Annotated in this window: 25 protein-coding genes; 20 read left to right on the top strand and 5 right to left on the bottom strand. The window is 61.9% G+C overall.

The features are described 5' to 3' along the window. Positions 1 to 130 precede the first annotated feature (130 nt). Genes hcnA through hcnC form a run of 3 tightly spaced genes read left to right on the top strand, consistent with a single transcriptional unit; the run spans position 131 to position 3,115 of the window. Positions 131 to 457, top strand: a complete 327-nt coding sequence (hcnA, locus tag HU749_RS18045) for a cyanide-forming glycine dehydrogenase subunit HcnA (RefSeq protein ID WP_014337863.1) — start codon at positions 131 to 133, stop codon at positions 455 to 457. Further along, positions 454 to 1,863: a cyanide-forming glycine dehydrogenase subunit HcnB gene (hcnB, locus tag HU749_RS18040; RefSeq protein ID WP_095963244.1), complete on the top strand. Its 1,410-nt coding sequence runs from the start codon at positions 454 to 456 to the stop codon at positions 1,861 to 1,863. Before hcnA ends, hcnB begins: the two co-directional genes overlap by 4 nt. Then, positions 1,856 to 3,115, top strand: a complete 1,260-nt coding sequence (gene hcnC / locus HU749_RS18035; protein ID WP_079302341.1) for a cyanide-forming glycine dehydrogenase subunit HcnC — start codon at positions 1,856 to 1,858, stop codon at positions 3,113 to 3,115. The genes hcnB and hcnC overlap by 8 nt, the downstream gene beginning before the upstream one ends. 189 nt (positions 3,116 to 3,304) lie before the next feature. Here the strand turns inward: hcnC and HU749_RS18030 are convergent, their stop codons facing one another. Both HU749_RS18030 and HU749_RS18025 read right to left on the bottom strand, forming a co-directional pair. Beyond that, on the bottom strand, positions 3,305 to 3,916 hold the full coding sequence (locus HU749_RS18030) for a glutathione S-transferase (protein ID WP_079302340.1): 612 nt from the start codon (positions 3,914 to 3,916) through the stop codon (positions 3,305 to 3,307). Between the two features lie 30 nt (positions 3,917 to 3,946). Further along, positions 3,947 to 4,870, bottom strand: coding sequence for a MurR/RpiR family transcriptional regulator (locus HU749_RS18025; protein ID WP_014337867.1), 924 nt, complete (start codon positions 4,868 to 4,870; stop codon positions 3,947 to 3,949). Between the two features lie 313 nt (positions 4,871 to 5,183). Between HU749_RS18025 and HU749_RS18020 the strand changes: the two genes are divergently transcribed. The 14 genes from HU749_RS18020 to HU749_RS17955 all read left to right on the top strand — a co-directional run bounded on the left by HU749_RS18020 (position 5,184) and on the right by HU749_RS17955 (position 22,475). After that, entirely contained in the window at positions 5,184 to 7,121 is a 1,938-nt protein-coding gene (locus tag HU749_RS18020; protein ID WP_079302339.1) for a bifunctional 5-dehydro-2-deoxygluconokinase/5-dehydro-2-deoxyphosphogluconate aldolase, read from the top strand. Between the two features lie 188 nt (positions 7,122 to 7,309). Beyond that, positions 7,310 to 8,203: a myo-inosose-2 dehydratase gene (gene iolE, locus HU749_RS18015; RefSeq protein WP_079302338.1), complete on the top strand. Its 894-nt coding sequence runs from the start codon at positions 7,310 to 7,312 to the stop codon at positions 8,201 to 8,203. After that, the gene (gene iolB / locus HU749_RS18010) at positions 8,200 to 9,009 is read left to right on the top strand and encodes a 5-deoxy-glucuronate isomerase (RefSeq protein ID WP_079302337.1); all 810 of its coding nucleotides are present in this window, start codon (positions 8,200 to 8,202) and stop codon (positions 9,007 to 9,009) included. Before iolE ends, iolB begins: the two co-directional genes overlap by 4 nt. A gap of 30 nt (positions 9,010 to 9,039) precedes the next feature. Further along, positions 9,040 to 10,542 carry a CoA-acylating methylmalonate-semialdehyde dehydrogenase gene (locus HU749_RS18005; protein WP_013693593.1) on the top strand — a complete coding sequence of 501 codons (1,503 nt, stop codon included), beginning with the start codon at positions 9,040 to 9,042 and terminating at the stop codon, positions 10,540 to 10,542. A 35-nt stretch (positions 10,543 to 10,577) separates the two neighbouring features. Further along, entirely contained in the window at positions 10,578 to 11,399 is an 822-nt protein-coding gene (locus HU749_RS18000) for a TIM barrel protein (protein WP_186651996.1), read from the top strand. Between the two features lie 165 nt (positions 11,400 to 11,564). Continuing rightward, complete coding sequence (iolD, locus tag HU749_RS17995; RefSeq protein ID WP_079302336.1) at positions 11,565 to 13,496, top strand: 3D-(3,5/4)-trihydroxycyclohexane-1,2-dione acylhydrolase (decyclizing); 1,932 nt, start codon at positions 11,565 to 11,567, stop codon at positions 13,494 to 13,496. Positions 13,497 to 13,527: 31 nt separating this feature from the next. Next, positions 13,528 to 14,538, top strand: coding sequence for a bifunctional inositol 2-dehydrogenase/D-chiro-inositol 1-dehydrogenase (gene iolG / locus HU749_RS17990; RefSeq protein WP_186651998.1), 1,011 nt, complete (start codon positions 13,528 to 13,530; stop codon positions 14,536 to 14,538). A gap of 155 nt (positions 14,539 to 14,693) precedes the next feature. Then, complete coding sequence (locus HU749_RS17985) at positions 14,694 to 15,746, top strand: Gfo/Idh/MocA family protein (protein ID WP_186652000.1); 1,053 nt, start codon at positions 14,694 to 14,696, stop codon at positions 15,744 to 15,746. Positions 15,747 to 15,889: 143 nt separating this feature from the next. Then, entirely contained in the window at positions 15,890 to 16,042 is a 153-nt protein-coding gene (locus HU749_RS17980) for a hypothetical protein (protein WP_172436103.1), read from the top strand. 51 nt (positions 16,043 to 16,093) lie between these two features. After that, the gene (locus HU749_RS17975; RefSeq protein WP_079302334.1) at positions 16,094 to 17,020 is read left to right on the top strand and encodes a sugar ABC transporter substrate-binding protein; all 927 of its coding nucleotides are present in this window, start codon (positions 16,094 to 16,096) and stop codon (positions 17,018 to 17,020) included. 70 nt (positions 17,021 to 17,090) lie between these two features. After that, a complete protein-coding gene (locus HU749_RS17970; RefSeq protein ID WP_186652002.1) occupies positions 17,091 to 18,644 on the top strand; it encodes a sugar ABC transporter ATP-binding protein in 1,554 nt (517 codons plus the stop codon). Between the two features lie 149 nt (positions 18,645 to 18,793). Beyond that, entirely contained in the window at positions 18,794 to 19,816 is a 1,023-nt protein-coding gene (locus tag HU749_RS17965; protein WP_014337878.1) for an ABC transporter permease, read from the top strand. 470 nt (positions 19,817 to 20,286) lie between these two features. Beyond that, positions 20,287 to 20,691 carry a TraR/DksA family transcriptional regulator gene (locus HU749_RS17960; RefSeq protein ID WP_003180518.1) on the top strand — a complete coding sequence of 135 codons (405 nt, stop codon included), beginning with the start codon at positions 20,287 to 20,289 and terminating at the stop codon, positions 20,689 to 20,691. A gap of 116 nt (positions 20,692 to 20,807) precedes the next feature. Continuing rightward, complete coding sequence (locus HU749_RS17955) at positions 20,808 to 22,475, top strand: methyl-accepting chemotaxis protein (RefSeq protein ID WP_437127819.1); 1,668 nt, start codon at positions 20,808 to 20,810, stop codon at positions 22,473 to 22,475. Between the two features lie 231 nt (positions 22,476 to 22,706). Here HU749_RS17955 and HU749_RS17950 read toward each other — a convergent pair whose 3' ends face one another. The 3 genes from HU749_RS17950 to HU749_RS29275 all read right to left on the bottom strand — a co-directional run bounded on the left by HU749_RS17950 (position 22,707) and on the right by HU749_RS29275 (position 23,629). Beyond that, positions 22,707 to 22,943 (bottom strand): DUF2789 family protein, encoded by a 237-nt coding sequence (locus HU749_RS17950; RefSeq protein WP_079302332.1) that lies wholly within the window; start codon positions 22,941 to 22,943, stop codon positions 22,707 to 22,709. Positions 22,944 to 23,030: 87 nt separating this feature from the next. Next, the gene (locus HU749_RS17945) at positions 23,031 to 23,261 is read right to left on the bottom strand and encodes a hypothetical protein (RefSeq protein ID WP_003202853.1); all 231 of its coding nucleotides are present in this window, start codon (positions 23,259 to 23,261) and stop codon (positions 23,031 to 23,033) included. A 131-nt stretch (positions 23,262 to 23,392) separates the two neighbouring features. Continuing rightward, positions 23,393 to 23,629 (bottom strand): hypothetical protein, encoded by a 237-nt coding sequence (locus HU749_RS29275; protein ID WP_095963209.1) that lies wholly within the window; start codon positions 23,627 to 23,629, stop codon positions 23,393 to 23,395. Between the two features lie 428 nt (positions 23,630 to 24,057). Between HU749_RS29275 and HU749_RS17940 the strand changes: the two genes are divergently transcribed. The 3 genes from HU749_RS17940 to HU749_RS17930 all read left to right on the top strand — a co-directional run bounded on the left by HU749_RS17940 (position 24,058) and on the right by HU749_RS17930 (position 26,281). Further along, the gene (locus tag HU749_RS17940; RefSeq protein ID WP_003202850.1) at positions 24,058 to 24,507 is read left to right on the top strand and encodes a hypothetical protein; all 450 of its coding nucleotides are present in this window, start codon (positions 24,058 to 24,060) and stop codon (positions 24,505 to 24,507) included. Positions 24,508 to 24,693: 186 nt separating this feature from the next. Further along, entirely contained in the window at positions 24,694 to 25,704 is a 1,011-nt protein-coding gene (locus HU749_RS17935; protein ID WP_095963210.1) for an ABC transporter substrate-binding protein, read from the top strand. A 139-nt stretch (positions 25,705 to 25,843) separates the two neighbouring features. Then, positions 25,844 to 26,281, top strand: a complete 438-nt coding sequence (locus HU749_RS17930) for a DUF3995 domain-containing protein (protein WP_079302330.1) — start codon at positions 25,844 to 25,846, stop codon at positions 26,279 to 26,281. The last annotated feature ends 15 nt before the right edge of the window (positions 26,282 to 26,296 follow it).

Below are 26,296 nucleotides of genomic sequence, written 5' to 3'. Positions count from 1 at the left end.
TTTCGCGCGCACTATCATGTGGCGTCTGTCGCCCTGCTTTGGCGCATTGCCGCTGCCGGGCACTGATGCGAACCGGTGATGGTGTGCCGCAAGGAGCCGCGCCCCCACAGAATCTTCAAGGAAGAGCAGTATGATGCAACCTTCAGACCTTCTACGCCGAAAATTCGATATCCAGCCGCTGGTACAGGCCGACATGACAGTGCGCCTGGACGGGCAGGCTGTCAGTGCTGCCCACGGTGAAACCGTCCTCACCGTCATCCAGTCCTTGGGGCAACGCCAGGTGGCCCGCAATGACCACGACCAGATCAGCGGCGCCTACTGCGGCATGGGCGTGTGCCAATGCTGCCTGGTCAGGATCGACGGTCGCCACAAGCGCCGCGCCTGCCAGACCCTGGTACGCCCCGGCATGCAGATTGAAACCCGGGTCAACCGCATCGCCGAAACGGAGGCACCATGAGCCTCGATCCGGTGATTGTCGGCGGTGGGCCGGCGGGCATGGCCGCCGCCATCGAGCTGGCCACGCACGGGGTGCGTTGCACCTTGCTCGAAGAGGCGCCGCGCCTGGGTGGCGTCGTCTACCGTGGGCCGCTGCGCGACGGTGTCAGTCTGGACTACCTGGGCCCGCGCTACAGCGAAGCCCTGGAGAAACTCCACGGTGAATTCCAGCAACACGCCGGCCTGATCGACGTGCGATTGAGCAGCCGGGTCATCGGTGCCGAAGGCTTCCGGGCGCTGATGCTGCTCGATGCCGACGAGCGCCTGGGCGAGGTCGCCTATTCCCATCTGGTCCTGGCGGCCGGTTGTCACGAACGCAGCGTGCCGTTTCCTGGCTGGACCCTGCCGGGCGTGATGATGCTTGGCGGCCTGCAATTGCAGATCAAGAGCGGTGTGGTCAAGCCGCCGAGCCCGGTGGTGATCGCTGGCACTGGCCCGTTGTTGCCACTGGTGGCTTGCCAACTGCACGCATCGGGCGTGGCGGTGGCGGGGGTGTATGAGGCCTGTGCGTTCGGCCGGATCGCCAAGGAAAGCCTGGCGTTGCTGAACAAGCCGCAACTGTTCCTCGACGGCCTGAGCATGCTGGCCTACCTCAAGCTCAATCGCATTCCCGTGCGCTATGGCTGGGGCGTGGTGCAGGCTGACGGCGAGGGTGAGTTGAGCGTCGTTACCGTCGCGCCTTACTCCACGACCTGGGAACCCGACCTCAAGCGTGCTGAACAGGTACCGGCCCAGACGCTGGCGGTCGGCTACGGGTTTATCCCGCGGACTCAATTGAGCCAGCAGATGGGCCTGGAGCACGGTTTCAGCGACGACGGCTATTTGCGGGCCGTGTCCGATGCCTGGCAACAAAGCAGCGAAGCGCACATTCACCTGGCGGGCGACATGGGCGGGATTCGCGGCGGTGAAGCCGCCATGCTGAGCGGACGCATCGCGGCGCTGTCGATCCTGATGCAACGTAACGTGCTCGATCCATCCACGGCCCTGGCGCACCGCGAACGCTACCAGGCGCAACTGGAGCGGATCATTCGCTTTCGCGCCGCCGTGGATCGCTACACCCAACGTGGCGCCGGGCAAACCGCATTGCCGGCCGCCGATACGGTGATCTGCCGCTGCGAGCACGCCACCCGCGCCGACATCGACCGGGCGCTGGAGCAAGGCGTGCAAGACATGGCCAGCCTGAAGATGCGCACCCGCGTGAGCATGGGCGACTGCCAGGGGCGGATGTGCGTCGGCTACTGCAGCGACCGCTTGCGCGAGGCCACCGGGCGTGCCGACGTGGGCTGGCTGCGGCCGCGTTTCCCCATCGATCCGATTCCCTTTTCAGCGTTCCAGAACGTCGGCATGGAGGCCGTTTCCCATGATTAAGGATTATGACGTGGTCATCGCCGGTGGCGGTGTGATCGGGGCCTCCTGTGCCTATCAACTGTCCAAGCGCAAACACCTGAAAGTCGCCCTGATCGACGCCAAGCGCCCCGGCAACGCGACTCGTGCGTCGGCCGGTGGCCTGTGGGCCATTGGCGAGTCGGTGGGCCTGGGCTGCGGGGTGATTTTCTTTCGCATGATGTCGGCCAACCGCAAGCGCCAGACCCAGGGTGCGGCGGTGGCGGTAGATGCCAGCACGCCGCACATCCTGCCCGAGTCGTTCTTTGATTTCGCCTTGCAGTCCAACGCGATGTATCCGCAGCTGCACCGCGAGTTGATCGACAACCACGGCATGGATTTCAAGTTCGAGGAGACCGGGCTCAAGTTCGTGATCTACGACGACGAAGACCGTTTGTACGCCGAGCACATCGTCGCCTGCATTCCCCACCTGGCAGACCAGGTGCGCTGGCTTGACCAGGTTGCCCTGCGTGAGGCAGAGCCGAATGTCAGCCATGAAGCCCTGGGGGCGCTGGAGTTTCTCTGCGATCACCAGGTCAGCCCGTTCCGTCTGGCCGACGCCTACACCGAAGGCGCCCGGCAGAACGGCGTCGACCTGTTCTTCAACACCAGCGTGACCGAGGTGCTGCGCAGCGGCACGCGGGTGACAGGCGTGAAAACCGCGGAGGCGGGGACGTTCAACTGCCGGACCCTGATCAACGCGGCCGGTGCCTGGGCGGCGGACCTGAGTGAGCAGGCCACTGGCGTGCGGATTCCGGTCAAACCGGTCAAGGGGCAGATCCTGTTGACCGAGCGCATGCCGAAAATCCTCAACGGCTGCCTGACCACCAGCGACTGCTACGTGGCGCAGAAAGACAACGGTGAAATCCTCATTGGCAGCACCACCGAAGACAAAGGCTTCGACGTGACCACGACCTATCCAGAGATTGAAGGGTTGGTGCAAGGCGCGGTGCGCTGTATTCCACAACTGGCCGACATCAACCTGAAACGGACCTGGGCCGGCCTGCGCCCGGGGTCACCTGATGAACTGCCAATCCTGGGGCCGATGCGCGGGGTGGAGGGTTATCTCAATGCCTGCGGGCATTTTCGCACCGGCATCCTGACCTCGGCCATCACCGGGGTACTGCTGGACAAGCTGGTGAACAACGAACCGTTGCCGCTGGACATCACCCCGTTCCTGGAAGATCGCTTCGAGGTGGCGTCGACAGTAAAGCCCCAGGAAATGGAACTGGCCTGAAGAAACTCTGTGGGGAACACATATCCCACAGTCACCCGAAAACAAACTGTGCGAGCCTGTGGGAGCAAAGCTTGCTCGCGATAGCGGTATGCCAGTCAACATTGTTGCTGGATGATCCAGCGCTATCGCGAGCAAGCTTTGCTCCCACAGGTACTCTGGTTACCCCCAGGTTTTTTTGTTCACGGCCGATTATTCCATCGGCGTACTGACAAACGCCTCCAACCCTTCGGCATAGGCGGTGAACGCGCTGATCAACGGGAAAGCCTTGCCTTGCACCTGGTCCGGCACCACCAGGTTGGTGAAGCTCCAGGCCACTGCCACGGTAATGCCGGCCTGATCGAGTTTGCCATCAGTGCCCAGCGGCTGCTTCTCCAGTTCGTGCTCCAGCATTCCATAAGCCGCAGCCAGTTGGCCTTCTACGCGTTCAACCCAGGGGGCGTGCTGGATCTCTGTCGGTCGCAGGTTGCGTTCGTAGTAGATCTGCACCGACTTCTCGCACGCCGCCAGGGCCAAGCCAATCAGGCGCAGTGCGCGCAGCCGTCGGCCAATGTCGGCCGGCATCAAGCTTTTCCCCGGGGCGGCCAAGGCCTCCAGGTAATCGATGATCAACGTGGAATCCATCAGCACGTCGCCGTCGTCCAGTACCAGGGTCGGGGCCTTGACCACCGGGTTGATGCGCTGGAACTGTTCGAAATGCCTGAACACCGAAACGGACTCGTGCTCCAGGGCAACCCCCAGGCACTTGGCGGAAATGGCGACGCGTCTTACATAGGGCGAGTCCAGCATGCCGATCAGTTTCATGACTTCTCCTTGAGTAATCCTTTGCGGGCGTTAATCCTCGAACCCGACCTGTTCATGGATTTCATCGACCTTGAGTTCCAGTCGGTAAGCCACGGCGATGAACAACGCCTGGCACAGGCACAACGTGGCACTCAAGGAACGGAAGGCGAAGGAACTGCCTTCGTTGACCAGCAGCACCGCGTTGGCCCGTTTGGCCAGGGGCGAGAGGTTGCTGTCGGTGATGATCAGGGTCTTGGCCTGGTGGTGCTGGGCAATGCGCAGGCAGTGCTGGGTTTCCTTGCCATAGGGCGTGAAGCTGATGGCGATGACCAGGTCGTTGGCGCGCACGCTGCGCATCTGCTCGCGGTAACTGCCCCCCAGACCGGACACCAGGTGAATGCGTTTATTGGTGTGTTGCAGGTTGTAGACCAGGTAATCGGCGACCGCGAACGAGCGGCGTACACCCACCACGTAGATGTTGTCGGCGTTGACCACCAGGTCCACGGCCTTTTCGAACGCCTGGTCGTCCAGCTCCAACCCCAGGCGCTCGATGCCCGACAGGGTGGCGTTGACGCACTCGCGGGCCAGGTCGCCGCCGCTGGCCTTCTGCGACTTGTTGGCGATCATGCTGCGGATGCGCTGCTGGTAGTTCTGCACCGGGGTGGTCTTGTGGGTGTAGGCCTCACGGAACAGTGCCTGCATTTCGCTGAACCCGCTGAAACCGAAACGCTGGGAAAACCTGACGATGGCCGAGGGGTGCACTTCGCATTCCCGGGCGATGTCGCTGATGCGGTCGACCATGATCCGGTCGCTCTGCTGGCTCATGTAGCTGGCGATGCGTTTGAGCTGGCGCGGCAGGCTTTCGTATTCATCGGTGATCAGTTGCAGCAGGCGCTCGGCATTGATCGGTGGGCTCGAGAGCGCGGGTTCGGACGCGCTCTCGGACGGCGCCGGCAGATCATCGGGGCGGGTCATAGAAAATCCTTCTGGCTTGTTCTTATTGGGCGGCCCGAAAAAAGGCCGGCCCTCGACAATAGGTTGGCTGGTCGCAGTCTACAGCGTAGGCGCAGGGAAAATCATGGGCGGACAAATGTTGCAGTAGTGGCTGAAACGATGCACTGCGGTTGGCTCGCTTCGCTCATAGTGTATTGGAAAAAATATTCCACGTAAAAAATTTATAGAATAATTATTGATTATTGCGCGCCGCTCGTTTTAGTCTGCATTCACCAACAGCGTTGGCGCCGGTTTCGGCGACAAGCGCAGGCTGATAAAAATAACAGGAGCCAGCATGGGCCAGACTCGTTTTGCCAGTGGGCGTCAATTGGATGTGATCTGCCTGGGACGCCTGGGCGTCGACCTTTACGCGCAGCAAGTCGGCGCGCGCCTGGAAGATGTCGCAAGCTTCGCCAAGTACCTGGGCGGTTCGTCGGCCAACATCGCTTTCGGCACGGCACGCCTGGGGCTCCGGTCGGCGATGCTGAGCCGGGTAGGGGACGACCACATGGGCCGCTTCCTGGTGGAGTCCCTGGCACGTGAAGGCTGCGATGTCAGTGGCATCAAGGTCGATTCCGAACGCCTGACGGCCATGGTCCTGCTGGGGATCAAGGACCGGGAAACCTTTCCCCTGGTGTTCTACCGGGAAAACTGCGCCGACATGGCGTTGCGCGCCGAAGACATCGACGAAGCCTTCATTGCCTCCAGCAAGGCGCTGCTGATCACCGGCACGCATTTCTCTACCGATGGCGTCTACAAGGCCAGTACCCAGGCCCTGGATTACGCTGAGAAGCACAACGTCAAATGCGTGTTGGACATCGATTATCGACCAGTGCTCTGGGGCCTGGCGGGCAAGGCCGATGGGGAAACCCGTTTTGTGGCCGACCAGAAGGTCAGCCAGCATGTGCAAGGCATCCTGCCGCGTTTCGACCTGATCGTTGGCACCGAAGAAGAATTCCTCATCGCGGGCGGCAGCGAAGACCTGCTGACCGCGCTACGCACCGTGCGCTCGCTGACGGCGGCGACCCTGGTGGTCAAGCTTGGCCCGCAAGGTTGCACGGTGATTCATGGCGCCATTCCGGCCCGCCTTGAAGACGGCGCCCTCTACCCAGGTGTTCGGGTCGAGGTCTTGAATGTACTGGGCGCCGGTGATGCATTCATGTCGGGCTTCCTCGCCGGTTGGCTGGAGGACGCCAGCGATGAGCGCTGCTGTCAGTTGGCCAATGCCTGCGGCGGCCTGGTGGTGTCGCGCCATGCTTGTGCCCCGGCGATGCCAACCCGGGCCGAGCTCGACTATTTATTCAAGAGCCCGGTGCCGATTACCCGTCCGGACCAGGATGCCGTGCTGCAACGACTGCATCAGGTCAGCGTGCCCCGCAAGGCCTGGAAACAGCTGTTCATCTTTGCGTTCGACCATCGCTGGCAACTGGTGGAGCTGGCCCAGAAAGGCGGCCGCGACCTGAGCAGCATCAGCGAACTCAAGCAATTGTTCATCCAGGCGGTGGAGCGGGTCGAAGCCGACCTGCAACGCCAAGGCATCGAGGCCGACGTCGGTCTGCTGGCCGACCAACGCTTCGGCCAGGACTCGCTGAACGCTGCCACCGGACGTGGCTGGTGGGTGGCGCGGCCAGTGGAGGTACAGAATTCGCGGCCGCTGGCGTTCGAGCATGGGCGCTCCATTGGCAGCAACCTGATCGCCTGGCCGCAGGAACAGATCATCAAGTGCCTGGTGCAATTTCACCCTGATGATGAGCCACTGCTGCGCCTGGAGCAGGAAGCGCAACTGATGGGCTTGTACAAGGCGTCCCAGGTCAGTGGCCATGAATTGCTGCTGGAAGTCATTCCGCCCAAGGATCATCCGTCACCCCACCCGGACGTGCTCTATCGCGCCCTCAAGCGCCTCTACAACCTGGGTATTTTCCCGGCGTGGTGGAAGATCGAAGCCCAGAGCGCGGAGGAGTGGAAACAGCTCGATGAGCTGATCCAGCAACGCGACCCGTATTGCCGCGGCGTGGTCCTGCTGGGCCTCAACGCCCCGGCCGCCGCCCTGGCCGAAGGCTTCCGCCAGGCCAGCCAGAGCACCACCTGCCGAGGGTTCGCCGTGGGCCGCACGATCTTCCAGGAACCGAGCCGGGCCTGGCTGGCCGGGGAAATCGATGATGAAACGCTGATCCGGCAGGTGCAGGGCAGGTTTGTGGAATTGATCGAGGCGTGGCGCAGTGCCCGTGCTTGATGTACAGGGCTTTTGTGGCGAGGGAGCTTGCTCCCGCTGGACTGCGAAGCAGTCCCAAGTCAGCCACCCCGATTCGACAGGTAAACCGCATCCATAGGTTTTGCGACTGCTTCGCAGCCGAGCGGGAGCAAGCTCCCTCGCCACAAGTGATCGGTTGAACATTAGAGACAACAATAAAAGGTGCAGCCATGCCCGCTATTCGAATTGGCATCAACCCGATTTCCTGGAGCAACGACGACTTGCCATCGTTGGGCGGCGAGACGCCGTTGAGTACGGCGCTGAGCGAAGGCAAGGAAATCGGCTACGAAGGTTTTGAACTCAACGGCAAATTCCCCAAGGACGCCAAGGGTGTCGGCGATGTGCTGCGTCCCTATGACCTGGCGCTGGTCTCCGGCTGGTATTCCAGCCGCCTGGCCCGGCGTTCGGCGGCTGAGGAAATCGACGCCATCGCCAGCCACGTCGAGCTGCTGGCACAGAACGGCGCCAAAGTGCTGGTCTATGGTGAAGTCGCCGATTCCATTCAAGGCCAACGCATTTCACTGATCGAGCGGCCGCGTTTCCATACGGATGAAGCCTGGCAAGCCTACGCCGACAAGCTCACCGAACTGGCGCGCTTCACCTTGTCCCGGGGCGTGCGCCTGGCCTATCACCACCACATGGGCGCCTACGTCGAGTCGCCCGCGGACATCGACAAGCTGATGGCCCTGACCGGCAGCGAAGTGGGCCTGCTGTTCGACTCGGGCCACTGCTACATGGGCGGTGGCGAACCGTTGCAGGTGTTGCGCAAGCACATCGAGCGAGTCTGCCATGTGCACTTCAAGGACGTGCGCAAACCGGTGGTGCAACTGGCGCGCAATAACCTGTGGAGTTTTCCCGACTGCATCATCAACGGCACCTTCACTGTGCCGGGGGACGGCGACATCGACTTCGCCGCGTTGCTCGACGTGCTGCTGGCCGCCGATTACCAAGGCTGGCTGGTGGTGGAAGCCGAGCAGGACCCTGCCGTAGCGCCGAGTTATGCCTACGCCAAGAAGGGCTACGACACCCTGCGTGCCTTGCTGCAAGAAAGGAGCCCGTCATGAGCCTGTTGATCAAGAGCCATTCCAGCGGCCGAACCATGGTCCAGTTGCCGGCAGGTGAGCTGGAATACGTCGGGTTCACCGCCTACCGCCTGAGCCTCGGTGAAACCCTGCCGGTGGCCGCCGATGACAAGGAACTGTGCCTGGTGCTGCTCAGCGGGCGCATCAGCCTCAAGGGCGAAGCGCCGGGGCAGGGCGCTTTCCATTGGGACAACCTCGGTGATCGCCAGTCGGTGTTCGAGGACAAGTCACCCTATGCCGCTTACCTGCCGCCCGGCAGCCAGGCCCAGGTCACCGCCCTGAGCGATGTGCAGATTGCCGTGTGCGCCGCGCCGGGTTCTGCGCAAAACAGTTATGCCCCACGGCTGATCCGCCCGGACAGCATGAAGCGCAGCGTGCGCGGCAAGGGCGCCAACACCCGCTATGTCTGCGACATTCTGCCCGACAGCGAACCGGCCCATTCGCTGCTGGTGGTGGAAGTGCGTACGCCGTCGGGGCACTCCTCGAGTTACCCGCCGCACAAGCACGACACCGACGACCTGCCGCACCAGAGCTTCCTGGAAGAAACCTATTACCATCAGGTCAACCCGTCCCAAGGCTTCGTGTTCCAGCGGGTCTACACCGACGACCGCAGTATCGACCAGGCCCTGGCCGTGGAGAACAGCGACCTGGTGGTGGTGCCCAAGGGTTACCACCCGGTCAGCGTGCCCTACGGTTACGAGTCGTATTACCTGAACGTCATGGCCGGCCCGAAGCGGGTCTGGCAGTTCCATAACGATCCGCAGCACAGCTGGCTGCTGGACCTCTGATTTCCAACATTCGCACGGAGAACAAGAACAATGAGTGACGCCCCGGTAGTAGGCCATTACCTCAACGGCCACGTGCAGGACCGCGACAGCACGCGGTTCAGCAATGTCTTCAACCCGGCCACCGGTGCGGTGCAGGCCCGGGTGGCCCTGGCCGAGCCGGGCACCGTCGACGCGGCAGTGGCCTCGGCACTGGCGGCGTTCCCGGCCTGGTCCGAGCAGTCGTCATTGCGTCGTTCGCGGGTGATGTTCAAGTTCAAGGAACTGCTGGACCGTCATCACGACGAACTGGCGCAGATCATCAGCCGTGAACACGGCAAGGTGCTGTCCGATGCCCACGGCGAAGTCACCCGCGGCATCGAGATCGTCGAGTACGCCTGCGGTGCGCCGAACCTGCTCAAGACCGATTTCAGCGACAACATCGGCGGCGGCATCGACAACTGGAACCTGCGCCAACCCCTGGGCGTTTGCGCCGGGGTCACGCCGTTCAACTTCCCGGTGATGGTGCCGTTGTGGATGATTCCCCTGGCGCTGGTCGCCGGCAACTGCTTCATCCTCAAGCCTTCGGAGCGCGATCCCTCCGCCAGCCTGCTGATGGCCCGTTTGCTGACGGAAGCCGGTTTGCCGGACGGTGTGTTCAACGTGGTCCAGGGCGACAAGGTGGCGGTGGATGCGCTGTTGCAGCACCCGGACATCGAAGCGATTTCCTTTGTCGGCTCCACACCCATCGCCGAGTACATCCACCAGCAGGGCACGGCGCACGGCAAGCGCGTGCAGGCCCTGGGCGGGGCCAAGAACCACATGATCGTCATGCCCGATGCCGACCTCGACCAGGCGGCGGATGCGTTGATCGGTGCCGCCTACGGTTCGGCCGGTGAGCGCTGCATGGCGATTTCCATTGCCGTGGCAGTGGGCGACGTGGGCGATGAATTGATTGCCAAGCTGTTGCCGCGCATCGACCAACTGAAGATCGGTAACGGCCAGCAGCCCGGCACCGACATGGGGCCGCTGGTCACCGCCGAACACAAGGCCAAGGTCGAAGGCTTCATCGACGCCGGCGTGGCCGAGGGCGCTCGGCTGATCGTCGATGGCCGTGGTTTCAAGGTGCCCGGGGCCGAGCAGGGGTTCTTTGTCGGCGCGACGCTGTTCGACCAGGTCACCGCCGAGATGAGCATCTACCAGCAGGAAATTTTCGGCCCGGTGCTGGGGATCGTCCGTGTACCGGACTTCGCCACGGCGGTGGCGCTGATCAATGCCCATGAGTTCGGCAACGGCGTGTCGTGCTTCACCCGTGACGGCGGCATTGCCCGGGCGTTCGCCCGCAGCATCAAGGTCGGCATGGTGGGCATCAATGTGCCGATTCCGGTGCCCATGGCCTGGCACTCCTTTGGTGGTTGGAAGCGTTCGCTGTTCGGCGATCACCATGCCTACGGTGAAGAAGGCCTGCGTTTCTACAGCCGCTACAAAAGCGTGATGCAACGCTGGCCCGACAGCATTGCCAAGGGTCCTGAATTCAGCATGCCGACTGCTCAATAACGCGTTTTTGAATGACTGCCGGAGGGAGAACAACAATGAACAAGCCCCTGCGTTTTGCCTTGAACCGAATGGTTGCGCCACGCCTGTCACTGCCCGCTTTCATCGACCTGGCCCTGGCGTTGAAAACCGACGCCATCGAGATCCGCAACGATCTGAAGGGTGTCGAGATCGAAGACGGCATGCCGCCGGCCCGGGTGCGCGAGTTGTGCGAGACGCGCGGCATCAAGGTGCTGTCGATCAACGCCCTGTACCCCTTTGACGTGTGGAACGAAGAGCGCCGCGCCCAGGCCGTGCGGTTGGCCGATTACGCTCGCGAATGCGGTGCCGAGGGCCTGGTGATGTGCCCGCTCAACGACCGCGCCGACCCGCGCAGCGAGGCTGAACGCGCGGCGGGGCTGCGTACGGCCCTCAGTGAACTGGCGCCGATCCTGCGCGCCTTTGGCATCTACGGGTTCATCGAGCCCCTGGGTTTCGAAGAGTGCTCGCTGCGCCGCAAGCGCACGGCGGTGGAAGCGATCAAGAGCATTGGTGGGCTGGATGTGTTCCGCCTGGTGCATGACACCTTTCACCATCATTTGGCCGGTGAGCAGGAGTTCTTCCCCGAGCTGACCGGGCTGGTGCATATCTCCGGTGTCGAGGATGCCCAGGCGCCGCTGGCGACGATCCGTGACGGCCACCGGGTGCTGGTGGGCGCGGCCGACATCCTTGGTAATGCTGCGCAGATCGAGGCGCTGCGGGCCGGTGGCTACGAGGGCTACCTGTCCTTCGAACCATTCGCCGAGAGCGTTCATGACCTGGCCGATATCCGCCAGGCGTTGGGGGCGAGCATGAACCACCTGCAAAGCTCCCAGGCCTGACCCGATTCCCTGAACGATGGCGAAGCCCTGTGGGAGCGAGCTTGCTCGCGATGGCGGCGGCACACTCAACATCTGAGCTGCCTGACACACCGCTTTCGCGAGCAAGCCCGCTCCCACAGGGGATTGAGCAAACCGCCAAATTTGCATTCCAGACAAGGTGCAAGCATGACCACAACACGACTGACCATGGCCCAGGCCCTGGTGAAATTCCTCGATAACCAGTACATCGAAGTCGATGGCGTCCAGAGCAAGTTCGTCGCCGGGGTCTTTACCATTTTCGGTCACGGCAACGTGCTGGGCCTGGGCCAGGCGCTGGAGCAGGACAGCGGCGACCTGGTGGTCCATCAGGGCCGTAACGAGCAAGGCATGGCCCATGCCGCCATCGGTTTTGCCAAGCAGCATCTGCGGCGCAAGATCTACGCCTGCAGCTCGTCGGTGGGCCCCGGTGCGGCGAACATGCTGACCGCCGCGGCCACCGCGACAGCCAATCGCATTCCGTTGCTGCTGTTGCCCGGTGATGTCTACGCCAGTCGCCAGCCAGACCCGGTGCTGCAGCAGATCGAGCAGTTCCACGACCTGAGCATCAGCACCAACGATGCCTTCAAGGCCGTGAGCAAATACTGGGATCGCATCAACCGCCCCGAGCAACTGATGACCGCCGCGATCCATGCCATGCGGGTGCTGACCGACCCGGCCGAAACCGGCGCGGTGACCTTGGCCTTGCCCCAGGACGTACAGGCCGAAGCCTACGATTACCCGGATTACTTCCTGCAAAAACGTGTCCATCGCATTGACCGTCGCCCGGCTACTGAAGCGATGCTCGGCGATGCCCTGGCGCTGCTCAAGGGCAAGCGCCAGCCGTTGATCATCTGTGGCGGCGGCGTGCGCTACTCCGGCGCCAACGCCGCGTTGCAGGCCTTTGCCGAGCGCTTCGACATTCCGTTCGCCGAGACCCAGGCCGGTAAGAGTGCGGTGGTCTCCAGCCACCCGCTGAACGTCGGTGGCGTCGGTGAAACCGGTTGCCTGGCGGCAAACCTGCTGGCGAAGAAAGCCGATCTGATCATCGGCATTGGCACCCGCTACAGCGATTTCACCACGGCATCGAAATGGCTGTTCCAGCACCCGGATGTGCAGTTCCTCAATCTCAACATCAGCCCGTGCGATGCGTTGAAGCTCGATGGCGTGCAACTGCTGGCCGACGCCCGTTCGGGGCTGGAGGCACTGTCTGCCGCAATGGGCGACTATCGCGCCGAATGGGGCGGGCAGATCGCCGACGCCAAGGCCCAGCTCGACGCCGAAGTGGACCGGATCTATCAGGCGGACTTCCAGACCGAGGATTTTGTCCCGGAAATCAACGACCACATGGACCCGGCGGTGTTTCGCGAATTCATCGAGCTCACCGGTTCCTGCCTGACCCAGAGCCGCGTGCTCGGCACCCTCAACCAAACCCTGGCGGATGACGCCATCATCGTCGCCGCCGCCGGTAGCCTGCCCGGCGATTTGCAGCGCAGTTGGCGCAGCAAGGGCGTGAACACCTATCACGTCGAGTACGGTTATTCGTGCATGGGCTACGAGGTGAATGCGGCATTGGGGGTGAAACTCGCCGAGCCCGACAAAGAGGTCTACGCCCTGGTGGGCGACGGCTCCTACATGATGCTGCACTCGGAGCTGGCGACCTCGATCCAGGAACGCCGCAAGATCAATGTGGTGCTGCTGGACAACATGACCTTCGGTTGCATCAACAACCTGCAAATGGAACACGGCATGGACAGCTTCGGCACCGAGTTCCGCTTCCGCAACCCGGACACCGGCAAGCTCGACGGCGGTTTTGTGCCGGTGGACTTCGCCATGAGCGCTGCGGCCTACGGTTGCAAGACCTACAAGGTCAAGACTCTCGACGAACTGCACGCGGCCCTGGTCGATGCGCGGCGCCAGAGCGTCTCGACGCTGATCGACATCAAGGTCCTGCCCAAGACCATGATCCACAAGTACCTGTCGTGGTGGCGGGTCGGCGTGGCGCAAGTCTCCACCAGCGCCCGCACCGACGCCGTCGCCAAGACCCTCAACGAACGATTGGCCAAGGCCCGTCAATACTGATTGCCCCAACAATACGAAAGGAGTTCTCTACATGTCTTTGAAGCTGGGCGTCATCGGCACCGGGGCCATCGGCCAGGACCATATCCGTCGTTGCAGCCAGACCTTGCTCAACAGCCAGGTGGTGGCGGTGACCGACATCAACCTGCAACAAGCGGCCAAGGTCGTTGCCGATCTGAAGTTGACCGCCGAGGTCTACCCCGACGGTCATGCATTGATCAAGGCGCCGGACGTGGAAGCGATCCTCGTCACCTCCTGGGGCCCGAGCCACGAAGAATTCGTGCTGGCGGCGATTGCGGCGGGCAAACCGGTGTTCTGTGAAAAGCCGCTGGCGGTCACGGCCGAAGGTTGCCGCAAGATCGTCGAGGCTGAAATCGCCCACGGCAAGCGCCTGGTGCAGGTCGGCTTCATGCGCCCTTACGATGAAGGCTATCGCGCGCTCAAGGCGGTGATCGACAGCGGCCAGATCGGCGAACCGCTGATGCTGCACTGCGCTCACCGCAACCCGAGCGTAGGCGAAAACTACAAGACCGACATGGCGATCACCGACACCTTGATCCATGAGCTGGATGTGTTGCGCTGGCTGCTGGCCGATGACTATGTGTCGGTGCAGGTGGTGTTTCCGCGCAAGACCAGCAAGGCCCTGGCCCACTTGCGCGACCCGCAGATCGTCCTGCTGGAAACCGCCCGGGGCACGCGCATCGACGTGGAGGTGTTCGTCAACTGCCAGTACGGCTACGACATCCAATGCGAAGTGGTGGGGGAGACCGGCATCGCCAAGCTCCCGGAACCGTCCCAGGTGCAATTGCGCAGTGGCGCCAAGTTGTCCAATGCGATCCTGATGGACTGGAAGGACCGTTTCATCGCGGCCTACGACGTCGAATTGCAGGCCTTCATCGACAGCGTGCGCGCCGGGCAGGTGGGCGGGCCGTCGGCCTGGGACGGCTTCGCCGCAGCGGTGGCGGCGGATGCCTGTGTGGCAGCGCAGCAGAGTGGGCAGATCGTCAAGGTCGAACTGCCTGAGCGGCCGCGTTTCTACGGCTAACCACATTCCCCTGTGGGTATGCAGTCAAATTGTGGGAGCGAGCTTGCTCGCGATAGCGGTGGGTCAGTCAACATAATCCAGGCTGATCCGACGCCATCGCGAGCAAGCTCGCTCCCACAAGGGGACGTTTATCCAATGACTTTCAAGGAGCTTTCATGCGAATCGGACTAGTCGGCTACGGCAAGGGCGGGCGGTTTTTTCATGCGCCGCTGATCAGCAGTCTGCCCGGGGCTACGTTCGTCGGCGTGGTGACCCGGTCCGCCGAACGGCGCCAGCAACTGGCGATTGATTATCCGCACGTTCAAGCCTTTGACTCCCTCGAACAACTGGTCGCAGCGGGCGTCGATGCGGTGGTGGTGTCCACGCCGCTGGACGGTCGCCCGGAGGTGGTGATGCAAGCCATCAACCTCGGCGTGGCGGTGGTCAGCGACAAGCCTTTTGCCTGGGATGCAGCACAGGCCGAAGCGATGGTGATGGCCGCCGAACAACACAACGTGCCGTTGAGCGTGTACCAGAACCGTCGCTGGGATTCGGATTTCCTGACCCTGCGCAAGCTGCTGGCGTCCGGCGCCCTGGGGCAGGTCATTCGTTTTGAATCCAGCGTCGAGCGCTATTCGCCGACCTCGGTCGGCAAAGGCAGCGGGGGCGGGTTCCTGCGCGACCTCGGCAGCCATCTGGTGGACCAGGCGCTGCAACTGTTCGGGCCGGTGGGGCGGGTCTACGCCGAGCTGGACTACCGCCAGCCCGACCAGGTGTTCGACAACGGCTTCTTCATGTCCTTGACCCATGCCAGCGGCGTGATTTCCCACTTGAGCGGCAATTGCGTGCAAAACGCAGCGCGCCCGCGTTTTCGGGTCAACGGTACCCAGGGCTGCTATACCGTCGACGGCCTGGACGGGCAAGAAGCCCAGGCGCTGGCGGGCCTGAGCCCGGCGACCGAGGGTGAACGCTGGGGGGCTGAAGAACATCGGCGCTGGGGCTGGTTCGAGCACGGCACCGAGCGCGAGCGGGTGACCTCGGAGCGTGGCTGCTGGCTGGCATTCTACCAACACCTGCAAACCGCGTTGCAGGGTGCTGGCCCGCTGCCGGTGGAGGCCCGTGATGCACTGGCGACCACACGTATCCTCGACGCTGCCCGGCAGAGTGCCGAGCAGGGCGAAGTGGTGCGGTTGTCCACGCCTGTCGGTCATGGAATAAAAAACGAATAAAATTCTAAAATGAGTTGATATGGAAAATATTTTCCAATAAAGTCGATTCCAGGTTACCGACAATCCTGTCTGTCTCCCCGCCAAGCCAGCCTTGAACGGATGACAGACGAAACAAAAACAAGAAACACAGCTAGGTACCGTCGATGAAAACCTTCAGCCGCTCTGCGTTTCACCTGCCACATCTGCTGCGCCTGTCTGCAGTCCTTCCCCTGTTCGAATCCCTGTGTATCCAGCGCAAGGGCGCCGTGGTGTGTTGCATGCCCGGCGCGCCCATCGTGCGCTTGCCCCGTTCCTGATCCGTCACGCCTTATCCATAAAACCAACAAAAAAGTGGAGAAAGACCGTTCATGAAGACCAAGACCCGTATCGCCTCGCTGGCCCTGTCGTTGATGCTCACCAGCGGCGCTGCCCTGGCGGACCTGAAGATCGGCGTCAGCATGTCCCAGTTCGATGACACCTGGTTGACGTACCTGCGCGAATCCATGGACAAGAAAGCCAAGTCCCTGCCAGACGGCGTCACCCTGCAGTTCGAAGACGCGCGCAGTGACGTGGTCAAGCAACTGAGCCAGGTGGAAAGCTTCATCAGCCAGAAGGTCGACGCGCTCATTGTCAACCCGGTGGACACCGCCGCGACCCAGCGCATCACCAAGGCCGCCGTGGCCGCCGGTATCCCACTGGTGTACGTCAACCGCCGTCCGGATGATCCGAAGTTGCCAGAAGGCGTGGTCACCGTGGCCTCCGATGACCTGGAAGCCGGCCGCATGCAGATGCAATACCTGGCCGACAAGATGGGCGGCAAGGGCGACATCGTGATCCTGCTGGGCGACCTCGCCAATAACTCCACCACCAACCGCACCAAGGGCGTCAAGGACGTGCTGGCCAAGTACCCGAACATCAAGATCGAACAGGAACAGACCGGTATCTGGTCCCGTGACAAGGGCATGACCCTGGTCAACGATTGGCTGACCCAGGGCCGCGACTTCCAGGCCGTGGTGTCCAACAACGACGAGATGGCCATCGGCGCTGCCATGGCCCTCAAACAGGCGGGCACCAAGAAGGGTAGCGTGTTGATTGCCGGGGTCGATGGCACGCCGGACGGCTTGAACGCCATCAAGAAAGGCGACATGGCGGTCTCGGTGTTCCAGGACGCCAAGGGCCAGGCCGACGGCTCGATCGACACCGCGGTGAAAATGGTCAAGAAACAGCCGGTGGAGCAGGCCGTGTGGGTGCCGTATCGCCTGATCACGCCGGAAAACGTCGACCAGTTCAAGTGACGTTCCACCATCACAACAACAATAAGCAGGCAAGGTTGCAACGCCGACCTTGCCGAGGGAGTACCTGATCATGTTCGCTTCAGCGACTGCTTCGAGCGCCCCGGCGATGGCTTTCCCGCCGGACGTATTACTTGATGAGCCGTACCTGCTGGAAGTCGTCAATGTCAGCAAGGGCTTTCCCGGCGTGGTGGCCCTGTCCGATGTTCAATTGCGGGTACGCCCCGGTTCCGTGTTGGCCCTGATGGGCGAGAACGGTGCGGGTAAATCCACCTTGATGAAGATTGTCGCCGGTATCTACCAGCCGGACGCCGGCGAACTGCGCTTGCGCGGCAAACCGGTAAAATTCGACACACCCCTGGCGGCCCTGCAGGCCGGCATCGCGATGATCCATCAGGAACTGAACCTGATGCCCCACATGAGCATCGCCGAGAACATCTGGATCGGCCGCGAGCAGCTCAACGGCCTGCACATGGTCGACCATGGCGAAATGCATCGCTGCACTGCCCGGCTGTTGGAGCGCCTGCGCATCAACCTCGACCCCGAGGAGCAAGTGGGCAACCTGAGCATCGCCGAGCGGCAGATGGTCGAAATCGCCAAGGCCGTGTCCTATGACTCCGACATCCTGATCATGGACGAGCCGACCTCGGCCATTACCGAGACCGAAGTCGCCCACCTATTCTCGATCATTGCCGACCTCAAGTCCCAGGGGAAAGGCATCATCTACATCACCCACAAGATGAACGAAGTGTTCGCCATCGCTGATGAAGTGGCGGTGTTTCGCGACGGCGCCTACATCGGCCTGCAACGGGCCGACAGCATGGACGGCGACAGCCTGATTTCGATGATGGTCGGGCGCGAACTGAGCCAGTTGTTCCCGGTGCGCGAGCAACCCATCGGCGATTTGGTGCTGTCGGTGCGCGACCTGAGCCTGGACGGCATCTTCAAAGGCGTGTCCTTCGACCTGCATGCCGGGGAGATCCTGGGCATCGCCGGGTTGATGGGCTCGGGCCGGACCAACGTGGCCGAGGCGATTTTCGGCGTGACCCCGAGTACCGGCGGCGAAATCCTGCTGGACGGCCAACCGGTGCGCATCAGCGACCCGCACATGGCCATCGAGAAAGGCTTCGCGCTGTTGACCGAGGACCGCAAGCTCAGTGGCCTGTTCCCGTGCCTGTCGGTGCTGGAGAACATGGAGATGGCCGTGCTGCCCCATTACGTGGGCAACGGCTTCATCCAGCAGAAAGCCTTGCGCGCCTTGTGTGAGGACATGTGCAAGAAGCTACGGGTCAAGACCCCGTCGCTGGAACAGTGCATCGACACCTTGTCCGGCGGCAACCAGCAGAAAGCGCTGCTGGCCCGCTGGCTGATGACCAACCCGCGGATCCTGATCCTCGACGAACCGACCCGCGGCATCGACGTCGGCGCCAAGGCCGAGATCTATCGGCTGATTGCCTTCCTTGCCAGCGAAGGCATGGCGGTGATCATGATCTCCTCGGAACTGCCGGAGGTATTGGGCATGAGCGACCGGGTCATGGTGATGCATGAAGGTGACCTGATGGGCACCCTCGACCGCAGCGAAGCGACCCAGGAACGAGTGATGCAACTGGCTTCGGGCTTGTCCTGATGCTCGTCGTTCGGATCAATAACGTCGAGCAATAATCCCGTGGCGAGGGAGCTTGCTCCCGCTGGGGCGCGAAGCGTCCCTGTTTTGGGGCTGCTACGCAACCCAGCGGGAGCAAGCTCCCTCGCCACAGAGAAAAAAGGTGAATGGCTATGAACGCGATACTGGAAAACAAACCCGCGGCGGCACCGGCCAGGACGCGGCGGCGGCTGCCGACGGAACTGAGTATCTTCCTGGTGCTGATCGGCATCGGCCTGGTGTTCGAAATGTTCGGCTGGATCATGCGCGACCAGAGTTTCCTGATGAACTCCCAGCGCCTGGTGCTGATGATCCTGCAAGTGTCGATCATCGGCCTGCTGGCCATCGGCGTGACCCAGGTGATCATCACCACAGGCATCGATTTGTCGTCCGGCTCGGTGCTGGCGCTGTCGGCGATGATTGCCGCCAGCCTGGCCCAGACCTCGGACTTCGCCCGGGCGGTGTTTCCCTCCTTGACGGACTTGCCGGTGTGGATACCGGTGGTGGCGGGGCTCGGGGTAGGGCTGCTGGCCGGGGCGATCAACGGCAGCATCATCGCCATCACCGGTATTCCACCGTTCATTGCCACCCTCGGCATGATGGTCTCGGCCCGTGGCCTGGCGCGCTACTACACCGAAGGCCAACCGGTGAGCATGCTGTCCGATTCCTATACCGCCATTGGGCATGGCGCGATGCCGGTGATCATCTTCCTGGTGGTAGCAGTGATCTTCCACATCGCCCTGCGCTACACCAAGTATGGCAAGTACACCTACGCCATCGGCGGCAACATGCAGGCGGCGCGTACCTCGGGCATCAACGTCAAGCGCCACCTGGTGATCGTCTACAGCATCGCCGGGTTGCTGGCGGGGTTGGCCGGCGTGGTGGCCTCGGCGCGGGCGGCGACCGGGCAGGCCGGCATGGGCATGTCCTATGAACTGGACGCGATTGCCGCAGCCGTGATCGGCGGCACCAGCCTGGCAGGCGGGGTGGGGCGCATTACCGGCACCGTGATCGGCGCGCTGATCCTTGGGGTGATGGCCAGCGGTTTCACCTTCGTCGGTGTCGATGCCTACATCCAGGACATCATCAAGGGCTTGATTATCGTGGTGGCGGTGGTCATCGACCAGTACCGCAACAAGCGCAAACTCAAGCGCTGATACCCGGGAAGTTGCGACAAAGCGCCACGCCTGACCCGCGTGGCGTTGCCATTTGTCTTCTTAATACAGCTATTGCACCGAATTTCTTGTTATAAACGCACTCCGATGACTGCCAAAAGCCTGTCAGAGAACATTTGAAGGGGTTGTCGGACATTTTCCCTATGTTTTCAGTTGCTGAGGCCTCGACTCGGCCTTAGACTGCCGCCCCTCGTAAATTGAGTGCCGGGTGGCGCTTGGAATAGACGGCGCCTTCCTGATGAGCGTGGCAGCTTAGGGTTTGTACGAGAAGTCGCCGAGCGGCGATCAGGCAAGGCGAAAACAGGCGAGGAAGCGCAGTTGACTGGTTGTCAATGAGCATTCCGAGCCTGTTTTCAACGCAGCCTGATCGTCGCGCAGGCACTTATCGTACAAAGCCTAGTGCGGGACGCTCCATAATTCGCCTTAATGCACGTTTTTTTATAGAGATATCAATGACAAAGGAAAAGTTGCTGGCCATGCCGGCGGATGACTACATGAATGCCGAGCAGCTGGCTTTCTTCACCAAGCTGTTGCAGAACATGAAAGTCGAAACCCACGAGCGCATCGAACAGAACCGAATCGCCATTGAGAGCCTGGACACCCCGGCTGACCCGGCGGACGCTGCTTCCGTAGAAGAAGAGCGTACCTGGCTGGTCAATGCCATCGATCGCGACCAGCGCATGCTGCCTCAGTTGGAGCAAGCCCTGGACCGCATCAACGACGACAGCTTCGGCTGGTGCGACGACAGTGGCGAGGCTATTGGCCTCAAACGCCTGCTGATCAGCCCGACCACCAAGTACTGCATCGAAGCCCAGGAACGTCACGAACAGATCGACAAGCACCAGCGTCAGGCCTGATTCGCGTTTTCCAACAAAAGATCGCGACCTTTTGACGAAGGCCGCGATCTTTTGCTTTCGCCCGTGCTCGTTCGTCTACTCCCGTTGATCTGCTGCAAGAACGCGACTAATGGACCATGGATAATGGCTCTGTAGTGGCGTTTAATGCGCTCATAACAACGAGAATGTGGGTGACGAACATGGCGACAGACGGAACGCTGACGGGTGCGGTGCCGGCCTCGGTACCTGAGACAAAAAGCACGGCGCGCTGGCTGACGCCGACCTTGCAGAGTCTCGCCCTGGCATTGCTGTTGTGCGGCATGGCCCTGGGCGGCTGGTCGCTGTACCTGGGCCTGCCGCTGGTCATGCTCATCGTCTGGTTGCCGCGCCTGCGTTCGCGCGTGACGGCGGCGCCCGTACCCGCGACCGACACATTGGCCGAGCTGACCCGCGACCTGTCCTACACCACCAGCCATAACGCGCTGTCAGCGGCCGGTGTCGCCTATTCGGTCAAGCAACTGGCCGGCAAGGTCCAGTCCCAACTCGACGCGGCGGCGCAGATCGTCAGCAATGCCGAATCGATGATCGCCACCGAGCAAGCCACTTCGCAACTCAGCCAGCAAGCCCTGGGCGCCGCCAGCGAGGCTCATCGCAGCAGTGTGGCCGGGCGCAGCGAGCTGGTGGAATCCATCAGCCGCATGCACCAGCTCAGCCAGCGCGCAAACGACAGCCGCGAGTTGATCGAGGCCTTGAGCGTGCGCAGCGATGAAATCCAGCGGGTCAGCCTGGTGATCCAATCGATCGCCAGCCAGACCAACCTGCTGGCGCTGAACGCGGCCATCGAGGCGGCACGGGCCGGTGAGCATGGCCGTGGGTTCGCGGTGGTGGCCGATGAAGTCCGTGGCCTGGCCGGGCGCACGGCTGCGGCGACCGGCGAGGTCGGGGTGATGGTGGCCGATATCCAGCAGCGCACCGCCCAGGTGGTGGAGCAGATCCGTCAACTGGCCGCTGACCTGGACATTGGTGTGCAGCAGGTCGAGCACACCGGCCAGCATCTGGAAAACATCGCCCGGCTCGCCGCCGGCGTCGAAACCCAGGTCAGCGCCATCGCCGAAGGCACCGACACCAATCGCGAACAACTCGATAGCCTGTTCCACGCCATCGAGCAGATGCGCAGCGACCTGTCCATCAGTGACCAGCAGACCCAGCGCCTGGCCGAGGCGGCGGTGCAAATGGAAGGCCAGGCCGAAACCATCAGCGAACGCCTGGCCGAGGTGGGCCTCGACGATTATCACCAACGGGTCTACGACCTGGCGCGCGAAGGGGCGAGCCAGATCGCTGCGCAGTTCGAAGCCGATATCGAGCAGGGCCGTGTCAGCCTGGAGGACCTGTTCGACCGCAACTACCAGCCGATCCCCAATACCCAGCCAGCCAAATTCCAGACCCGTTTCGACCGCTACACCGACCAGGTACTGCCGGCGATCCAAGAGCCTTTGCTTGCCCGGCATGAGGGTCTGGTGTTTGCGATTGCCTGCACCCAGCAGGGCTACGTGCCGACCCATAACAAGGTCTTCAGCCAGCCGCTGACCGGCGATCCCCAGGTGGACACGCTGAACAATCGCACCAAGCGCAAATTCTCCGATCGCACCGGGATCCGCTGCGGCAGCCACCAGCAGCCGGTGCTGCTCCAGACCTACACCCGCGACACGGGTGAGTTGATGCACGATCTCTCGGTCCCGATCATGCTCAAGGGGCGTCACTGGGGTGGTTTGCGCCTGGGCTACAAACCCGAGAAGCCGCGCTAGGCCTGATTACAGGTGGTGGGATTTTCAGCCCACCACAATCCCTGGTGATTGAGTTTTCCAGCCAGCCACAACCCTGTGGCGAGGGAGCTTGCTCCCGCTGGGCTGCGCAGCAGCCCCAAAAGGCTGAACCCCATCAACCTGACCCACCAAGGTGACAGGTCTCAGGGCTGCTTCGCACCCCAGCGGGAGCAAGCTCCCTCGCCCCAAAAGCGATGGTGTATTCAGTCCATTCTATTTGCCGTCGTGCAGGCGCACGTTCAGTTGATCCACCAGCACCGCTTCTTCGCCGTCGGCGAGCAGCCATTCCCGGAGCAGGTCTTTCTGCTGGTTCGACCAGAAATCGGCCTCCACCAGCTTGATCTCCGGGGTCAGTGGGTGGGCGATGATGAAGTCGTCAATGGCCTTGTCGTCGGAGGGCAGGCCCAGTTGGTCGAACAGGGTCTTGAGTTCGTGGGAAGGTTGTTCCATGGGAGTCTCCTTTGGGTGGGGCGCCGTCGTGACGCCTCGGTGCTTCCCTTTATCTGAGGCAAGCGCTCATCAGGAGTTCGATCGGGCTCAGGCTTTCAAGGCCCCTTCATCCACGGCGGCCTTCAACGCCTTGGCCGCTTCCCTGGCGGCCTCGGCAGCGATCTCCGCGGTCTTGAACCAGCGATCCTTCTCCACTTGGTGGCAACTGACGGTGGTCAAGGGTGGCTTGGCGCGCATAACGATGACGGCCTGGAACTCGCCTTCGACTTCTCTGGCTTCGCCCCGGATAAAAAATTCGCCGATATCAAATTCCGTCACGTCGCGCCTTCTCCTCGAAGTCATGCTATGGGTGCGCGATCCGTCGATGGGCGACGGCTTCGCTGGGCGGGCAGTATGGCAGCAGTTGCCCGTCGGCGGCTGAGTTAAGTCATGGACGGGCATATATAGGCTCAGGCGCTGCGTTCGAGACGCCTGGCCAGGTAGCAGGCTTCGTTATGGTCGGTTCGGAAACCTCTTACACGTCCGGTCGATGTTTCCTCAATGTGAAAAAAACACTTGCCGGCCAAAACGACTCTATAACGCGGTTGTATCAACGAAATGGGCAGGTAGTCGCCCCCCTCAACGCTGTCATCTGTATCAACGATGCAAGGGGCAATGGGGTGGGGAAGGGTCGTGAAAGTGGCCATGTGAATTCCTTTTCTATGGTTTACCGACGAATTGTCGGGTACTTCGAGTAGTCTCCACGCCATCGGCTGCTCTAGAATCGGCAGTGTCGTGTGGACGGTTGCGCCTATCTAAAGCAATTTTTTTTGGGCTCGATGTCAGAAAAATGCTTTTTTAAGTGAGAAATTTCCCTAAAGTTAGTAGTCCCATCTTTTCCGATGCTCAGAGTGGCTTTTTCCTTCAGCCTCTGGCGACCCCCCGGGAAAGACGGCGAGAGCGGCAACCTTTAGTCTGCTCTCGGCCCGGGACAGGGCGCTCCGTTCACTTCGAACTTCAGTTACAGGTCCATTACGACACTACAGTCGGTACGGGTTCTCGTGGTCCGTCCTTTGTGCAGGGCGGGCCTTTTTCAAATGATGGGGATGTTTCCTTGGCAGTAAGTAATCTCGACATGCATGCGTTATTCGTACTTGGTGACCTGCGGGCAAAACTGGTCAAACTCTTCCAGTCACGTTTCGTCTACATCACCGAGCAGACCGCCGAAGGTATCTATGTCGCCGAAATCGACACCGAGTCGGCCCTGGTGGTCGATGACAAGCCCAGGCTCGAACTCAAGGTCGGTGATCATTTTCGCGCGGCGGTATTGCCCAGCCGCGAAGGTGGCAAGTTTGAAATCCGCTTTCGCGAAATCAAGCTGACGGTCTATGGCCTTGGCGATTACGCTTTCGTCACGACCCCCGGTGGTCAGGCAATTTTGTTCAAGGAAGGCCACAGCGTGGTGACCGTGTTTGCGGCCAACGAACAATTGCAAGAAGGCTTGACCAAGACCCTGAAGGCGGTCACCGCCAAGGCCGCCAAGTGGCGCAAGGGCGAGCTGGTGACCTTCAAGGCCAGCGAGTGACCGCTTCAGGGACGGTGAAAAGCGCGTAGGCATCGGGCTTGCCGGGGCTGTGCGCCCAAACCGCTGACCGTTTCGCAAGATCTCGCTGGAACCTCGGCTACAGTCAATTGACTGAACTATTCAGGGCTTGCGTTCGGTTACGCAGGGCTGTTCAGCTATTGCTGTATCTGGCATGAGGTGCAAAGCATGAAACGAGTTCGACAGTGGCTGGCTGCCTGGGCCACCTTCGCGATGTTGGTTTCACCCCTTCCGACGTCGGCCGCCACAGCGCCGATCCACTTTGCCGACTTGAACTGGGAAAGTGGCAGCCTGATCACCGATATCCTGCGGATCATCGTCGAAAAAGGCTACGGGTTGCAGACCGATACATTGCCGGGTACCACCATTACCCTGGAAACCGCCCTGGCCAATAACGACATCCAAGTGATCGGCGAGGAATGGGCCGGCCGCAGCCCGGTGTGGGTCAAGGCCGAGGCCGAAGGCAAGGTGATCGCCCTGGGCGATACGGTCAAAGGCGCGACGGAAGGTTGGTGGGTCCCTGAATACGTCATCAAGGGCGACCCGTCCAAGGGCATCAAGCCCGTGGCGCCGGACCTGCGCAGCGTCGAGGACCTGGCGCACTACAAGCATGTTTTCAAGGACCCGGAGAGCCCCGACAAGGGTCGCTTCCTCAACAGCCCCATTGGCTGGACCTCCGAGGTGGTCAACAAACAGAAGCTCAAGGCGTATGGCCTGTCTGACAGCTACGTGAATTTTCGCAGCGGTTCGGGGGCGGCGCTGGATGCGGAAATCAGCTCGACGATCCGCCGGGGCAAGCCGATCCTGTTTTATTACTGGTCGCCCACGCCACTGCTCGGGCGCTTCAAGCTGGTGCAGTTGCAAGAGCCGCCGTTCGATGCCGAGGCCTGGAAAACCCTGACCGACGCCGATAACCCCAATCCGAAGCCGACCCGCTCACTGGCCTCGAAACTGTCGATTGGCGTGTCCGCGCCGTTCCAGAAGCAATACCCGGACATTGCCGAGTTCTTCAGCAAGGTCGATTTGCCCATCGAGCCGTTGAACAAGGCCCTGGCCGACATGAGCGAGAAGCGCACGCCCCCCCGAGAAGCTGCCGAGGCGTTCCTCAAGGCGCATCCGCAGGTCTGGCAGGCCTGGTTGCCCAAGGAGGTCGCCGACAAGGTCTCCGCCGGTCTGTAGGGCGGCGCGCGTGCCGGCAGGTTGAACTCTTGATCCTGGGCAATGAGTCATTCGCTGGAAACTGGCAACCTGCGCCCGTCCAGCGAAATGCCAAATTCGAGCTAGGATGATTGTTCAACCTTTTTCAGGAGGCTGGCGAATGACGCTTTTATTGGCTCGGTCGCTGGTCGCAGTGTTTGCGACCATCAGCTTGATTCATATGTATTGGGCCCTGGGTGGGCGGTGGGCGGCCAAGGCTGTGGTGCCTCAGGTGCCGGTGAAGCAGGGGGAGGCGCTGCGACCGGCGTTCGATCCCTCGGGCTGGCTGACCTTGCTGGTGGCCCTGGCGCTGCTGATGGTTGCGCTGCTGGTGTGCCTGCGAGTCGGCCTGCTGGCGCAGCCGGTCACTCATCGGGCGTTGCAGTGGCTGATCAGTGCCATTGCTCTGCTGATGTTCGCCCGTGCCATTGGCGAGTCGAACCTGGTGGGCTTCTTCAAGGAGGTCAAGGACTCGACATTCGCCAGGCTCGACACCTGGGTCTACTCGCCGTTGTGCGTGGTGCTTGGGGCAGGGTTGCTGACGGTGGCCTGGGCCTGAGCCTCTAACGGTGAA

The organism is Pseudomonas ogarae (genome assembly GCF_014268695.2).
In the GTDB taxonomy this organism is placed as follows: Bacteria; Pseudomonadota; Gammaproteobacteria; order Pseudomonadales; family Pseudomonadaceae; genus Aquipseudomonas; species Aquipseudomonas kilonensis.
Note: the sequence above shows the minus strand (reverse complement) of the source record. Positions and strands in the feature narration are given on the sequence as shown.